Origin of the sequence: Photobacterium gaetbulicola, assembly GCF_003025515.1 — a bacterium.
Taxonomy (GTDB): domain Bacteria; phylum Pseudomonadota; class Gammaproteobacteria; order Enterobacterales; family Vibrionaceae; genus Photobacterium; species Photobacterium gaetbulicola.
The window spans coordinates 158,033-173,003 of sequence record NZ_PYME01000001.1 but is presented as its reverse complement, the minus strand read 5'-3'; the positions used below and the strand labels follow the sequence as shown (position 1 = coordinate 173,003).

Below are 14,971 nucleotides of genomic sequence, written 5' to 3'. Positions count from 1 at the left end.
AAATAATTTTTACAACATTATCTTGACTTATAATAACTTCCACAACTGTAAAAAACTGCAGTAAGCCAAAAATACCACATAAGAATAACTTTTGATGAAGGTAAAATACATTTAAACCACCTACAAATATAATTATCCTCATTAATGATTATTTGCAAACTGCATTTATATTAAAATTGGAAAAATTTACAATTAAGATAAATTCATTATAGGTATCTTAAAAATATTTTTTGTATTGTTCAAAAATCGATAATATTAATATCGTCTCCAGAATATCCGCTGATTTATCAACACGTAGATACTTGGTTTCATCGACCAAACCCTCTACGACAACAGGTTTTTTGATTATCCGTTGTAAACATATGACTGCCAAGACCCGCTATCTTATCCACCACGAATCACAGATTTTGTTCACGCCAGATCACCATTGTTCAAGAAAGATGCACCTTGAGCCTTTGCAGTCAAAACTGCTCGGCTAGTTCATCATTCAAAACGGTGTGGTCGTCAGTGCTCGTCAAATCGCCGATAACGTATGGCAAAAAAGTCAAGTCTCCGACAATCTCGTTTACCAAATGGTCAGCCTGCTTCGCAGCCAACTAAAAGATAAAACTCGCCCTTACCAAATCATCAAAACGATTCCCAAACAGGAATATCTGTTCGTCCTACAGGTTTCAGATATCAGTGCTGAGGAAGTCACAACAAAAAGAACCTAATGTAGAGCAACAAAGCCAAGGTGGCTTTTCCAAGGTAATTGCTTAGAAACTAAAGTGATTATCAGAACAACGGAATCAGCAATATCAGCCCATGCATTCAATGACGTAAAGAACAGTCCAATCAATCACCAATAAGCAAAACACAAACCCATTGCATCAACAACCTATTAGTTCAATCTGTTCATACTCTCCTCATTCAACACTCTCTGTTTATTGTGGTAAAAGCATGTTAAAAAGATGGCCTTCCAAATTATTCCTATAAGAATTTTCTTGTTTGTATCTTGGTTTAAAAATGGCTTTATCGATAAAGTTATGGGCGTATTGTTAAGCGTAGTCACACCAGACACCGCTTATTCTGGTGATACTTGGGCTGGCTGGAAAGGCTATATCGTTGGCACGAGGGACAAAAGCCAAGTGGGCCATGTTTTTCTCAGCCCCACTTTTTATATCATGTTTCCAATTTTGATTACATTGCAATGCGTTCCGTTCATTTTATTTATTCGTTCGGTGTTTAATGGAGAGTTTCTTTCAAACAAAGAGCGCCCATGACTATTTTACTCTGCAGTATCTTCATTGTTTGTTCCTGATTGTATGGCATTTACCCAAACACTTTCTGGTGCGAGTGATGGTCAATACCTATGGCAATTTATGGGCTTTAGTATGATTGCCATCATGTTTATTCGTCATGAGCAAGCCAAATAAATAGTTTATTATTGATTAGCACAACAAAGAAAAGCCACTCAATTAAACACATTGAGTGGCTTTATTTTTTAATAGTATTGAACTCGTTCAATTAGTCTTCTTTGGGAAAGCATCGATATACCGCTAAAAGGCTGCAAAGACAAAGGACGACCATTACCCAATATGCTGCAGATAATCCTAGCATTACCGCACTCCATCCTGCTAGCAAGTAGGTAAACAACCACCACAAGTGGGTAAGCGAAAAATGAGCGGCAAAAAATGCGGTGACAATCATCGTGCTACCAAGCAGCATGAAACTGCGAAGCTTTCTTCCTTCAAGCCATTTAGGGAGTTTCAACGCAATTACCATAGAGCCAAAACCTACCACAGCCATAGCTAGTGCGGTCTCTTGTTCTCCTCCAACTAAGACCTGATTAGCATAAACGACCGTATTTACAATAACTATTGCACTGGCAGCAGAAGCCGCAAGGTACCCAATCCACAGTGCCCTTAGTCTTGGTGTCGACAAATAAGACTGCATACCATGCTTCAGTTGATTAAGAGGCCCTCTATTACATGGCGTTGCTTTGATAAATGGAAATACACAAATCATTAGCAATATCGCTGACAGCAGAAAGGTGAAAGCATTGAGAAAAATTACTGCCTGAACCCCAACACCACCAGCAATGAGGCGGTAAGTAACGGGCTGATGATTTGCTCCAGATTGTAGGCCAACCTGCTAAATGATAACGCCCTTAAATACTGGTTCTCATCAGGAAGTACGGCTGGTAGCGTCGATTGATACAAGGGAGTAAACCCTGCCGAACACGCATTAATGCAATAGACAAGCACGTAGATCTGCCAAGTTTCAGAGACAAAGGGCAAAAACATGATGAAACCTACCCGGACTAGATCAAGCGTGATCATGGCAGGTTTTCTGGGCAGCTTATGGGCAATGGCACCAAACACAGGTGCCAAACCAACGTAAGCAATCATCTTCAAAGCAAATGCGATACCCAGTACAGCACTGGCTTCTTCCCCTGCGATATCCCAAGCAAGTAGTGCCAGCGTCAAGGTACTGATCCCAGTCCCTATAAGGGAAACCACTTGTGCAGACAGCAACTTCAAATATGTTGCGTTTTTTCTCATCGGGATAGGTTCTGTATGGCTCATTAACGCCATGCTTACCATTCCTCTAAAGAAGTTTATTTCACCGTAAGATCTGCTGACTCCGCTGATTCAGAAAGCCCTGTCACAAGCTGAAAAGCAATGGTTTCAGATGCCATTTTCACTGCATCCAAGTCTCCCACATATGGCTTTGCTTCATTCTTATTGCTAGTAATGTACTGGTACTTTTCATGTCCTTTACCACAGAGCAGCAAAACATCTCCCGATTGGAGCTCAGCAATTGCCACTTTGATTGCCAACAACCGGTCCTCAATACAAGCACTAGGTTTATTGGAGCTTAATGGCAATTTACTTGTCAGCGCTTTAAACAAATCGTCCTGATTTACGCCTAATGGATTATCCGTCGTCAGTACAAGTTGATCTGAATGTTCAAAGCACAATTCACCGATGTCAGGTGCATCTGCTAACCTCTCTCCTGTCACACCGATCACGGTAACAACCTTACCTGTCTTATGTTCAAGGACATTACGATATAGTTTTTTTAAACTATCGTAATTATGGGCATAATCGAGGATCACTGTCGCGCCATTGCTCAAAGGGTACACTTCGCTCCGCCCCGGAGCAGGTTGCATCGTCTCAAATATGGGCAACACCTCGTTGATTGGCATTCCCAACCCCAGCATAGACGCAATAATGGCAAGGCTATTTTCAATATTGAAGCGAAATGGCAAGCCAGATACCACTTGATATTCTGCACCTTGATATACCAAGCTAAACTGGCTGCCGCAGCATGCAGATCGAATCTTTGCAGCAAAGAGGTCAGCGGTTACATCAGTACAACTAAAAGTAATGACCTCACAACGGCTTCTACAGCGTTCTATCACTGAAAGGGACTGTTCATCATCCAAGTTCACAATGGCTACGCCACCTGGTTTTAGCCTATCAATTAGTCGAAGTTTGGCTTGAATGTAGTCTTCACGATGTTTGTGATAATCAAGGTGATCGGAACCAATGTTGGTGATAATAACAATATCGAAGTCGATATGTGTCACCCTATCCTGCGATAATGCATGGCTGCTCACCTCCATGACATGGTGAGAAACATCACGTTGCTCCATTGCATGGAATAGATTCAGCAAGGTAATGGCATCTGGTGTGGTGTTATCTAACGGGTAATAAACATCATCAAATGAACTACCAAGTGTACCTGTATAAGCTGATTTACCCTTGAGGTTGAGCAACTGGTTAAGGCAATAAGCGACGGTTGTTTTTCCGTTAGTACCTGTCACCCCAATATGCTTAATCTTATCTTGAGGATAAGAATAGTATTGGTTGATCAAACTGACTGAGGTGCTGTGACTGGGTGTCACCAAGCAGGGCACTGCCAAGTCCAGAGGACGATTCGCTATCACGCCGCAAGCGCCACGCGCTACCGCATCTTCAGCAGACAAATGACTATCCCAAGTTAAGCCTTGCCGGCAGACAAACACATCACCCGACTTGACCTTCTGGCTGTGCGTCTTGAATTCTTTTACTGGCAGTGATGCTAATGACGTTAATACTTTTTGGTGACTACTGTTCATGCTGCTCTCACCCTTAAGGGCATGGTGCTAATAGGTGTTATATCTCAACGGTTCGAAAAAGCGACTCGACGAATATTTTTGAGCCGCAAGAATACCACGACAAGTTTATAATTGGCCTATCAGACTACGCAGAACAAGTGTTTGGTCCAACCCTTTTTGATCAACTGCTTAGTGATTGTCCAAACAGTCAGGTGTTATTCAAAGCCATCGATCCCTCCAACTGCGTATCTGCGCTTGAATCAGGTGATATAGACTTGGCGATTGGCGTGTTTAAAGCCCTTCCCGAGAGCCTAGTTCGCACCTTTCTGTATCGTGAGCGTCATGTCTGTTTGTTCGATAACTCTGTTTTACAAGTCAAATTACCTATCAGTCTTGATGATTACCTAGCGACTCCGCAAATGGTGATCACGGCCAATCGTGAATTAACCTCTGCGGTCGATATCACTCTGACGGACATGAATAAAAAACGAAAAGTCGTGCTTGGCTCCAACCGCTTTCTTACCTTACGCCATATGCTAATGGGCAGGCGCCTCCTTTGCGTCATGGCCGAGCTGGTTGGTCGCTCAGCACCAAATAGTGAAAGCGTCACGATTTGTGAGGCGCCCATCCCTATTCCAGATTTTGATATAAAAATGATCACCCGCCGCCGAGACAGTTTACACCCAAAGCAAAAGTGGCTTACTGAGCATGTTACCTCGAGCATTCAGCAAAAAGTTGAAGAGCTGATGAAGGCATAAACTATAGATTTAAAACAGATATCAAACTTACGAAAACCCACAATAAAATACCGTTCCATTGTATTTAAAATCCAATAGAACAATATTCTTTTACTGGCAATCAGCAAATTTTATCAGCGATATCAATAAGAGTAATTATCCTCAACCCAATAAAACAACGTATAAATACGCCATAGATTACATTTACTACTCCAAACACTGGCTTACACGGTAGGTCATCACTATGGTGAATTGAAATGAAAAAACTCTTTGCTGTTCTTGCCGTTGCATTACTCGCTGGTTGTAACTCATCAAGTGACTCTACTGATGACAAGACACTACCACCAGCAACTCATTTACCTGAAATTGAAGTTCCGGAGAGACCGCAGCCTCAACTTCCACCCGAACACTTACCAGGTGATGATACCTCACCCGATCGCCCAACCCCAGACAACTGGTATCAGGAAGTTTCAGACCGCTTTGGTATGACGGTTGCAGCGCTTCACAAAGCATGTAGCTTTGAGGGTGAGCATCTGCAATATGAGGTATTTACCGGTTGTAGCTGGCAAAATGAAACGCTGACGGTTACATATTACGTTGCAAAAAATACCGGTGACAGCGACCCTGGCGATAGCAGCAGCAACTTTGAACACAACTTCACCTGGGTAGTGAATGATGCCAACATTGATGCGGGGAAAATCTGGCCGCAAGCTAATCATCTGGCAACAGGCCTAGATGGTAAAGAAATGCATATTGAGTATGGAAAAATATGGTATTCATTAAGCTTCTGCGATAATGGCCTCTGTACCGAAGATGGCGAATATAATTACATCGAGCACCCTCTCAGCCATATTTCAGATAATAACCATGTTTTCTCTGATGGTACGCCACTAGATGGTGGGGAATCAGACTTCGTCATAGACTCATACCGTACGGCTGAACGACTGTTCTTTATCGTTCACTTTACAGACAACCATACAAACTATGTTTACAAACGCCCACTGATGATGGACACAGCTTATCCTGCAATCATCTACGATGTCTTAGCACCTGCATTCGGCTATTAAACCACTAGCATTGAGAGGGACTCAGCTCCCTCTCAATGCGCTTTTCCCATTATTGCCCCTATAAAACATTGCTTAATCTCAGAATTCTGATCGCCATTAAAAAGTTTCACCGCCAATGTCGTTCAGCTGATTAGACTACTGATATACTTATGGAAAATTTCAATATGGACTTTGTAATGACACAACGTGATGCCAACAGCTTAGACTTGAACATGCTCAAGTTATTGGTCGTGTTATACCAAGAAAAAAATATGCGTAAAGCAGCAAACCGGCTACATGTCAGCCAACCTGCTGTGAGCCATTCGTTGAAAAAACTACGTGAGCACTTTGACGATCAGCTGTTTGTCAAAGTTCCGAAAGGCTTGGAGCCAACGCCTTTAGCCCACCAAATTGCTGGTGTGGCCAACTCGTATCTAGAAGGCTTAACCAGAGAATTAAACAATCTCACTGAGTTTGATCCTAAATACATAGATCAAACTGTTCGTATAGCAATCGCAGGGCCGATTTTGACATGCATTGCTGGAAGTTTACATAGAAAAATCAGGGAACAAGCGCCAAATATCCAGCTTGAAATTGTGACTTGGGCCCAGCAGACCCCAAATGACTTGGCGCAAAATAAAATCATCCTTGCGATTAACTACAGCTCCGTTCCGCACACGAAACAGATATACAGTAAAAAGCTCGTTGATTTCAATCCCACAGTGATTTTCAGAAAAGACCACCCTCTAGCATCTAAGCAACTTGAACTGCCAGATTTTGCTAAATACGAGCTTGCCTCTTTAATCATTCCGGGCTGGAACGATCAAATCGTATATGCCGTTGAAACGTTGAAACAATACGGAGTGGAGGCAAAAGTCGGTATTCGCTCTGAAGTACTCCTTGCATTAATCGACGTCATCAGCCAAACCGATATGTATATCGCGCATAATGACTTCTTTCCGATACAACATTTTCCACACCTCAAAATGAAGTCTGTCGCTAATTTAGTGGAGCCAGAGGACTATCAGCTCAGCGTAAACAGCTTTTGTCATATTAAGGATCACCACAGCAATCTGGTGAACTGGCTAAGTGGATTAGTGAAAGATAGTTTGCAAGAACAAATTGAAACCTCTGCCTGTTACTGCAAAGAGTAAAAGAAGGTTTGCTTGATAGCGAAGAGCCAGAACACATTATGCGACTGTCTTTGTAAAATTTGATAAAACTAACCCAGTTATCAAACTAATCTTCCGAGGTTGTTTCTAAGTGACTGCTTTTAAACTATGTTTAAAGAATAATTGAAACGGATGGAGAATTACAATGCCGCTGCTAGCCTGTCCACTGTGTGAAAAATCGATTTCCAAACGTGCCCATGCCTGCCCCAACTGTGGTGAGCCGGACCCATTCCGTTACCATAGTCGAAAAAGTTGGATCGAACGCATTGTCTGGACAATGGTGATCGCATTTATTGTCATCTATGGTTGGCTGGAGTTACTTCCGATGTTTATTGAAGCAATTCGCTAGGCCGCTCAGGGAAAACGTTTCATTTACCATCAAAACTCTCTGCAACTGTCACGATAAACGGACTGGCTGTAGTAACAGTATCTCTGGCTGACAGATAAAAACATATTGTATCTGCTACTTTATATACTGTTACTATCTTGCTTTTATTCGCCCGTGAGGGCTTTTAAAAATTCATTCGGGCACGAAGACCCGTGACCCACATACTCTCCACACTGGAGGAATAGGCCGGGTTTGCCAGGTACTGCAAACTAGGTGTTATTGCCAAATTATTTGATACCTGGAATCGATAAAACAGCTCAGTGGTTGATTGCGAATCACGGCTTCGGATTTGCGTAGCCGAGGATATTTATATAATCATTGGGATCGAAACTACCTACGATAAATCCGGAGTTACCACCATTAACGCTCTTGTTCCACGTCAAAGTTAGTATATTAAATTTTCCGTCCAAATCGCCAAAATGTCTTGATGGACTCACAGATTGCAGCAATGGCATTGGGCTTTTTCTTGTTCTGCAGCCTGCCAGCTTTTATCAGCCTTGCCTATATTCGCGAATCCGTTAACCCTAGCTCCTTACCATTAACATTTATGCTGCTGTGGGAGGGAAGTGACTTGTTAGTGTCACTGATGGTTAAAGTATTTACCCTAGTATCACCTAACACCGGAAATCTGATCTTACTAGGATTAATCACAACTTATGGGCTAGGCACTGTCTATATCGCCCGTAGATACCGGTAACAAACGATAGCAAGCTACTTGGTAACATATACGAAAAAAACCAGGCTCACTATGCAGCCTGGCTTTTTCGTTTAATTTCAATTGCTTATTACATCGTTGGCATCACAAAGCTGCTGCTGTGCTGCTCTAAACGAACACTGGCTGGCCAGCGACTGGTCACTGTCTTCATTCGGGTGTAGAAACGAACACCATCGTTGCCGTGAACATTCAACGGGCCAAACACAGAGCGCTTCCAGCCACCGAAACTGTGGAACGCCATCGGAACAGGGATTGGCACGTTAATCCCGACCATACCCGCCAGTACATCTTCACTGAACTGACGAGCGGTTTCGCCATCACGGGTAAAGATCGCGGTACCATTGCCGTACTCGTGACGGTTGATAAGCTCAAGGCCGGTCTGGTAGTCAGGCACACGGACAATCGCAAGCACAGGGCCGAAAATCTCTTCTTGGTAGATGGTCATCTCCGGTGACACATTATCGAACAATGTTGGCCCAACGAAGAAACCATTCTCATGCCCTTCAATGCGGATATCACGGCCATCGACCACCAAGGATGCGCCCTGCTCTACACCCGATGTGATGTATTCACAGATCTTGTCTTTGTGCTGTGAGGAAATCACGGGGCCCATGTCATTTTCAGGGCCTTCAACCACGCCCGGGCCAACTTTCATCACATCAATTTGAGACTTCAGCTTACCGATAAGCTGATCAGCCGTTTCATCACCAACCGCAACTACGACAGACAATGCCATACAACGCTCACCAGCGGCACCATAAGCAGCGCCCATGATCGCGCTTGTCGCCATATCCAGGTCGGCATCAGGCATCAAGATACAGTGGTTCTTCGCACCGCCCAGTGCCTGGCAACGCTTGCCATGCGCTGATGCAGTTGAGTAAATGTACTCAGCAATCGGCGTCGACCCTACGAAGCTGACCGCTTGTACACGCGGATCGGTAAGCAATACATCAACCGCTTCCTTGTCACCGTTCACCACATTAAAGACACCGTCAGGCAAACCGGCTTCTTTAAGCAGCTCGGCCAACACCAATCCTAGAGAGGGATCTTTTTCCGAAGGCTTCAACACAAAAGTATTACCCGTCGCCAAGGCAATCGGGAACATCCACATGGGCACCATTGCCGGGAAGTTGAATGGGGTAATACCCGCACAGACACCTAGTGGCTGCATCAGCGAGTGACTATCGACACCAGTCCCCACATTGGCTGAATGCTCCCCTTTCTGAAGATGCGGAATACCACAGGCAAACTCAACTACCTCAAGGCCACGGGTCACTTCACCCACTGCATCTGAATAAACTTTACCGTGCTCACTTGAGATCAGGCGAGCCAGCTCATCCATGTTCTGCTCAAGCAAGGCTTTGAATTTGAACATCACGCGAGCACGCTTGAGCGGCGATGTCTTTGCCCATGCAGGAAATGCCTTATCAGCAGCAGCGATGGCTTCGGCGGTTTCAGCAGCTGAGCTCAATACGACCTGACGGGTCTGCTCACCGGTTGCTGGATTGAATACCGGGGCAAAGCGCTGGCTGTGACTTTCGCTGATTTGGCCCTGAATGAAGTTTTGAACTGTTTCCATTGTTTGCTCCTGTAATTACTCTCGGCCTTCGCCTTCTAATAGCCCGGCCTCGCGAGCAAGTTCTTGTAAATTATTAAAACCTAAAGTGGCATAGGTCATTGGATGAGCGATTGCAGGGTCCTGCTCAGCTTCCACGACCAACCAGCCCTGATAATTGACGTTTTTTAACTGCTCGAATACTGCTGGATAATTCACACAACCATCGCCCGGAACAGTGAATACGCCATCGAGTACTGCATCAAGGAAGCTGGTATTGCGGTTCTTCACATCAGCCAGTACATCAGCACGAATATCTTTGGTATGAACATGGTTAATCCGGTGGGCCCAACGCGTTGCCACCTGTACCGGATCAGCGCCAGCAAAGGTCAGATGACCGGTATCAAGCAACAGCCCCACTTCTTCACTGGTGTATTCCATCAGGTTATCGATATCTTCAGCAGTCTCGATAACGGTGCCCATATGATGGTGATAGGCTACCTCAACCCCCTGGCTTTTGGTGTACTTGGCAAACTCGCTAAGTTTCTTGCCGTACTCTCGCCATTTATCAGCGGGAAAGTTAGGGCGAAGACGCACCGGTGTATCTTGCTGGCCGTGAATGCATCCGGTGACTTCAGCAAATACCATCACCTTGGCACCCAACTCACTCAGTAAGGTCAAGTGAGGCTGAACCGCTTCGATTTCTTCCTCTACCGTGCGGGTAAGCAATTCGCCGGAGTACCAGCCTGACACCAACTTAAGATCATGATTGGCGAGTATCGGTCCTAGCACACTGGCTTCACGCGGAAACTTATTGCCAAGTTCGAAGCCAGCAAAACCGGCTTGGCGCCCTTCAGTCAAACATGTTGCTAATGGTGTTTCTGCACCCAAAGATGGCAAGTCATCGTTGGTCCAAGTCAGTGGGTTGATACCTAGTTGAACAGTCATGCTAATTCTCCTTAAATCACTTGCTGTTGTTTGGCGATTTCATACCTTGATCTGGCTGCACGCACTTGTTCGCGCTCAGATACTTCAGGTACTGCCACTTCCCACCATGAACCACCCGATTCAGTCGTACTCAGCGGATCGGTATCCAGGGTGATTACATATGTTGATGTCGCCTGCTTCGCCCGCACCAAGGCTTGCTCTAGCTCTGCAATGTTGGCGACTTTTTCTGCCTGTGCCCCTAGCGAGCGAGCATGGGCGGCAAAATCAGTCTTCGGTGCACCTTCTTCAATGGTGTTACAGTCCTTGAGCAAGTTATTGAAACCAGCCCCGCCGCAAGCATGCTGAAGACGATTGATACAGCCGAATCCACGGTTATCCAGTACCACGAGTACCAACTTGTGCCCTAGCATCACCGAGGTGGAAATTTCGGAATTCAGCATCAGATATGAGCCATCACCGATCATAACGAATACTTCTGAATCCGGTTTAGCCATCTTGACGCCAAGGCCGCCAGCAATTTCATACCCCATGCAAGAGAAGCCATATTCGAGGTGGTACCCTTTGTCATAACGGGTACGCCACAGTTTATGCAGTTCACCCGGCAACCCACCGGCGGCACAAACGACGATATCTTTCTCGCCCGCCGCGCGGTTAACCGCACCAATAACCTCTGCGTCAGTCGGCAGTGCCGTACCACGATCAGTCATGGCAATAGATACGGTTTTGTTCCACTCCAGACGAAGTGTCTCTGCTTTATTCTGCCAAACCGTCGAGACCTGCCAGTCGACCAGATACTGGGTTAATTGAGGTAATGCCACCTTGGCATCAGCTACCAGAGGGATCCCATAATGCTTCGTTGCATCAAAGCCGTTCACATTCAGCGAAACTATCTTGGCATCGGCTTTAAACAGTGCTCTTGAGCTAGAGGTAAAGTCCTGCAAGCGTGTTCCCACCGCGATGATCACGTCCGCTTCAGCAGCCATCTGGTTCACCGCCGCAGATCCTGTCACGCCAATTGAACCAAGGTTGGAAGTATGATCCCAAGGCAATGCCCCTTTACCGGCCTGGGTTTCACCTACTGGTAACTGGTAGGTTTCTACAAACTCACGGAACTGTTCCAACGCGCCGGAATAGTGAATACCGCCACCGGCAATGACCAGCGGTTGCTTAGCCTGTTTGATCAACTCAACAACTTCGGTCAGCTCATGCTCATCTGCCCCAGGTCGGCGCACACGGTGGATTTTCTCTTTAAAGAAATGAAGCGGGTAATCAAACGCCATGGTCTGGACATCTTGCGGAATCGCTATCGTTGCCGGGCCGCACTCAACCGGATCGGTCAACACCCGCATCGCTTGCGGCAAACTATTTAGCAACTGCTCTGGACGGGTGATGCGGTCAAAGAATCGGCTCACCGGTTTGAAACAATCATTCGGTGTGATAGTCGCATCACTCCAGTCTTCAACTTGCTGCAGCACAGGGTCCGGTTCACGGGTAGCAAATGTATCGCCCGGCAGAAGCAATACAGGCAGGCGGTTGACATGGGCCAGTGCTGCTGCTGTGACCATATTCAGAGCCCCTGGCCCGACCGATGTTGTCGCCGCCATCATACGTTGGCGGTTATTGGCCTTGGCAAAAGCAATGGCACTGTGCGCCATAGCCTGCTCGTTATGGGCGCGGTAGGTCGGCAGTGCTTCATTGGCGTGATAGAGCGCCTCCCCTAGCCCGGCAACATTACCGTGTCCGAAAATGGCAAACACACCGGCAAACATGGGTTGGATCTCACCGTCGATCTCGACTTTCTGCGCTTGCAGGTATTTCACCAAAGCCTGAGCCATCGTCAGGCGTACCGTATTAACACTCATGCTCGACTCCTTTAGCCACGCTGACGCCACAGGGTTATTAAGTTGTGATAGTTCTGCTTGATCTGCTCAATCAAGCCAGCATCATCAATGTCATTAGCTAGCCACAAACGGGAAGGCTGGCCGAAAATAGTCCTGCCAACGGCAAAACCTTTTACGATATCGGTACTTGCTGCTGCATTGAACCCGGCTTTCAACTCGTTTTCTGGTGCGTCCAGGCCCAGCAATACAACCCCACGACAATACGCATCGCGGTCTCTGATCAGCGCATTCACCTCCTGCCATGATTCAGCAGCCATTGGCGGCAGTTTCCACCAATCCGGTTTCACGCCTAAGTTGTAGAAACGCTGCATCGCGCGCAGGTATAACTCATCGGTGCGCTCCATATCAGCAGGCAAAATCACTTCTAGCAGCAGCTCATGACCTGTCTTGCAGCACGCTTGATACACTTCACACACTTGCTTTTCTTGCTCAAGACGTAACGCATGATGATCATCAGGGTGGAAGAACACCAGGCACTTAACAACATGCTCCAGCGGCCAATCAATCAGCTGGGTACCAATATTGCCGTGTTCTAGTTCAAGAGGACGGGAAGCTGGCAGCTCTACCGGCCGGCCAATCCACCAGCCTTCCCCGGTGATTTCGTTCAGTACGTCTTGACCAAATGTGCTGTCACACAGCAATCCCGCTTTGCCGGATAAGCCCGCCTCTTCAGCCACTTCGCGACTCGCCTGCAGAATAAGCTTTTTCAGTGACCTGATCCGGCTGATATCGGCATTGGCTTCGCGGGCCATATCGACGAACTGGATACGGTGATCAAAAGCCAGCACACAGAGTTCGTCCCACTCTTTATCCCTTGTCGTTACCCGATGAAGATGGTTTAAACGCTCATCCAGATCAGGACGAGGAACATCACCAGCACGAGACAAGTAATCATCCAACTCTTGTTTCGAAGGCATGGCCGGTGCACAACCATGGCGAGAGACGACCAAGGCACCACAGGCATTGGCATAGGCACAGGCTTTTTCCCAACCTTCATCATTTAGGTAGCCACGCAACAGCCCTGACATAAAGGCATCACCAGCACCGAGAACATTAAGAACGTCGACCCGAACACCTTCAACGGTGACACCGTCGTCGAGATCATTAGGGATCTCACCAGAAAATACTGAGCAACCTAGCGGACCACGCTTGCACACTAACTCGGCATTACTCACTTCACGTACGGCTTTCAGCGCTTCCACAGTGTCCGTCGAGCCACCTGCAATGTGGAATTCTTCTTCTGTACCAACAATCAAATCGAACAAGCCCAGCACTTCTTGAAGTTGCTCGGTAACCTTGCCTGACTCAATAAAGCGCGTTTCGCCATCTCCCAAGGTAGTTAGCCCCCAAAGCACGGGGCGGTAATCAATATCTATGGCTGTTTTCACGCCGTGCTTACGGGCATAGCGCAAGGCGGTCAGCACGGCTTCGCGGGTGTTGGGATGTGACAGATGAGTACCAGTAATTGCCAAGCAGCGTGCCGAGGCAATATATTGCTCATCAATATCATCGGCAGTGATAGCCATATCTGCGCAATTATCACGGTAGAAGATCAGTGGGAAGGTGTCTTCATCCTTAATACCAAGGATGACCAAGGCGGTAAGACGTTCTTTATCGGTAATTAAGTGACTGGTATCAACACCAACTCGCTGCAGCTCTTCGCGTAAGAAGCGCCCCATGTGCTCATCCCCAACCCTCGCCAGCATGGAAGACTTCAACCCCTGCCTTGCCGTGCCATAAGCGACGTTGCCTGACGACCCACCGAGATACTTAGAGAAAGTGCCCATATCCTCTAGGCGAGCCCCAATTTGCTGGCCATACAAGTCAACGGCAACTCGCCCCAAACAAATAAGATCCAATTTCTTATTGCTGGTATTCATCCTTTTCACTCCTTCCTTTAACTACCGAGTAGTTAAGAACCGTTCAGATAATGATTAAACTGATTTTCGCAATCGTTGTTGAGAACACCTTTCCCAACCCTCATTGTTTCAATGCCCTTATCATACGAAATATTCATTTCACTTTAAACGAAAAATGAAATGAAAAATATATTTTGTGATCAAGGTAAAATTTCCAAAACTGTTCAACCCGCGTACAACAACAGAATAAAATGGAAAATTTTTTTCAAATAATTGCAACATACCTCCAACACGATAACGTTTGCGGAATATTCCACCATTTATCAACAAGTTAGGCAAAAAGCAGCATATCAGCCAAAAATTTAGCCTTTAAAATCATAAAATTAGTATATATCACAACAATTAGACATTGATTCCAGTGAGACTTGGTTAACAATTTTGTTATTTACACTCAATCAGGGGTGGTTATTAATTGAGCTCGAGCATATAGTTGTTTACATAAAAATAATAAATTTATTTCAATCAACGTGAACACACTTTCTGGATGAATATTTCATTACAGAAAG

13 protein-coding genes and 1 pseudogene are annotated in these 14,971 nt (G+C 45.9%); 6 read left to right on the top strand and 8 right to left on the bottom strand.

Features of this window, described 5'->3' with window-relative positions:
• The first annotated feature begins 482 nt into the window (after window positions 1–482).
• Both C9J03_RS26970 and C9J03_RS00785 read left to right on the top strand, forming a co-directional pair.
• Entirely contained in the window at window positions 483–713 is a 231-nt protein-coding gene (locus C9J03_RS26970; protein WP_082060460.1) for a winged helix-turn-helix domain-containing protein, read from the top strand.
• A gap of 237 nt (window positions 714–950) precedes the next feature.
• A pseudogene (locus C9J03_RS00785) lies at window positions 951–1,415 on the top strand (hypothetical protein).
• 91 nt (window positions 1,416–1,506) lie between these two features.
• Here C9J03_RS00785 and C9J03_RS26965 read toward each other — a convergent pair.
• The 3 genes from C9J03_RS26965 to C9J03_RS00775 all read right to left on the bottom strand — a co-directional run bounded on the left by C9J03_RS26965 (window position 1,507) and on the right by C9J03_RS00775 (window position 4,105).
• Window positions 1,507–1,935 carry an MFS transporter gene (locus C9J03_RS26965; protein ID WP_052829598.1) on the bottom strand — a complete coding sequence of 143 codons (429 nt, stop codon included), beginning with the start codon at window positions 1,933–1,935 and terminating at the stop codon, window positions 1,507–1,509.
• 116 nt (window positions 1,936–2,051) lie between these two features.
• Entirely contained in the window at window positions 2,052–2,567 is a 516-nt protein-coding gene (locus tag C9J03_RS26960; RefSeq protein WP_249031103.1) for an MFS transporter, read from the bottom strand.
• 32 nt (window positions 2,568–2,599) lie between these two features.
• A complete protein-coding gene (locus C9J03_RS00775) occupies window positions 2,600–4,105 on the bottom strand; it encodes a Mur ligase family protein (protein ID WP_052829596.1) in 1,506 nt (501 codons plus the stop codon).
• Window positions 4,106–4,146: 41 nt separating this feature from the next.
• On the opposite strand from C9J03_RS00775, the gene C9J03_RS00770 reads away from it, so the two are divergent.
• The 4 genes from C9J03_RS00770 (at window position 4,147) to C9J03_RS00755 (ending at window position 7,388) form a co-directional block, all read left to right on the top strand.
• Complete coding sequence (locus C9J03_RS00770) at window positions 4,147–4,842, top strand: LysR substrate-binding domain-containing protein (protein ID WP_082060459.1); 696 nt, start codon at window positions 4,147–4,149, stop codon at window positions 4,840–4,842.
• Between the two features lie 236 nt (window positions 4,843–5,078).
• The gene (locus tag C9J03_RS00765; protein ID WP_044620959.1) at window positions 5,079–5,888 is read left to right on the top strand and encodes a hypothetical protein; all 810 of its coding nucleotides are present in this window, start codon (window positions 5,079–5,081) and stop codon (window positions 5,886–5,888) included.
• Window positions 5,889–6,064: 176 nt separating this feature from the next.
• The gene (locus tag C9J03_RS00760) at window positions 6,065–7,021 is read left to right on the top strand and encodes a LysR family transcriptional regulator (protein ID WP_044621872.1); all 957 of its coding nucleotides are present in this window, start codon (window positions 6,065–6,067) and stop codon (window positions 7,019–7,021) included.
• 163 nt (window positions 7,022–7,184) lie between these two features.
• A complete protein-coding gene (locus C9J03_RS00755; protein WP_044620958.1) occupies window positions 7,185–7,388 on the top strand; it encodes a hypothetical protein in 204 nt (67 codons plus the stop codon).
• Window positions 7,389–7,551: 163 nt separating this feature from the next.
• On the opposite strand, the gene C9J03_RS27250 is transcribed toward C9J03_RS00755, so the two are convergent.
• From C9J03_RS27250 to C9J03_RS00730, 5 genes are all read right to left on the bottom strand, one after another.
• Window positions 7,552–7,716, bottom strand: coding sequence for a carbohydrate porin (locus C9J03_RS27250; RefSeq protein WP_420812990.1), 165 nt, complete (start codon window positions 7,714–7,716; stop codon window positions 7,552–7,554).
• Window positions 7,717–8,212: 496 nt separating this feature from the next.
• Window positions 8,213–9,721, bottom strand: coding sequence for a CoA-acylating methylmalonate-semialdehyde dehydrogenase (locus tag C9J03_RS00745; RefSeq protein WP_039469438.1), 1,509 nt, complete (start codon window positions 9,719–9,721; stop codon window positions 8,213–8,215).
• A gap of 15 nt (window positions 9,722–9,736) precedes the next feature.
• A complete protein-coding gene (gene iolE, locus C9J03_RS00740) occupies window positions 9,737–10,645 on the bottom strand; it encodes a myo-inosose-2 dehydratase (RefSeq protein ID WP_044620957.1) in 909 nt (302 codons plus the stop codon).
• An 11-nt stretch (window positions 10,646–10,656) separates the two neighbouring features.
• Window positions 10,657–12,507, bottom strand: coding sequence for a 3D-(3,5/4)-trihydroxycyclohexane-1,2-dione acylhydrolase (decyclizing) (gene iolD / locus C9J03_RS00735; RefSeq protein WP_044620956.1), 1,851 nt, complete (start codon window positions 12,505–12,507; stop codon window positions 10,657–10,659).
• A gap of 11 nt (window positions 12,508–12,518) precedes the next feature.
• Entirely contained in the window at window positions 12,519–14,426 is a 1,908-nt protein-coding gene (locus tag C9J03_RS00730; RefSeq protein ID WP_039469445.1) for a bifunctional 5-dehydro-2-deoxygluconokinase/5-dehydro-2-deoxyphosphogluconate aldolase, read from the bottom strand.
• Window positions 14,427–14,971: the final 545 nt, after the last annotated feature.

What these genes read in the sequence shown, in the direction of transcription:
- C9J03_RS26965 (WP_052829598.1), bottom strand. Translation starts at nt 1,935, where the DNA reads ATGCAGTCTTATTTGTCGACACCAAGACTAAGGGCACTGTGGATTGGG.
- C9J03_RS26960 (WP_249031103.1), bottom strand. Translation starts at nt 2,567, where the DNA reads ATGAGCCATACAGAACCTATCCCGATGAGAAAAAACGCAACATATTTG.
- C9J03_RS00775 (WP_052829596.1), bottom strand. Translation starts at nt 4,105, where the DNA reads ATGAACAGTAGTCACCAAAAAGTATTAACGTCATTAGCATCACTGCCA.
- C9J03_RS00765 (WP_044620959.1), top strand. Translation starts at nt 5,079, where the DNA reads ATGAAAAAACTCTTTGCTGTTCTTGCCGTTGCATTACTCGCTGGTTGT.
- C9J03_RS00760 (WP_044621872.1), top strand. Translation starts at nt 6,065, where the DNA reads ATGACACAACGTGATGCCAACAGCTTAGACTTGAACATGCTCAAGTTA.
- C9J03_RS00755 (WP_044620958.1), top strand. Translation starts at nt 7,185, where the DNA reads ATGCCGCTGCTAGCCTGTCCACTGTGTGAAAAATCGATTTCCAAACGT.
- C9J03_RS00745 (WP_039469438.1), bottom strand. Translation starts at nt 9,721, where the DNA reads ATGGAAACAGTTCAAAACTTCATTCAGGGCCAAATCAGCGAAAGTCAC.
- iolE (WP_044620957.1), bottom strand. Translation starts at nt 10,645, where the DNA reads ATGACTGTTCAACTAGGTATCAACCCACTGACTTGGACCAACGATGAC.
- iolD (WP_044620956.1), bottom strand. Translation starts at nt 12,507, where the DNA reads ATGAGTGTTAATACGGTACGCCTGACGATGGCTCAGGCTTTGGTGAAA.
- C9J03_RS00730 (WP_039469445.1), bottom strand. Translation starts at nt 14,426, where the DNA reads ATGAATACCAGCAATAAGAAATTGGATCTTATTTGTTTGGGGCGAGTT.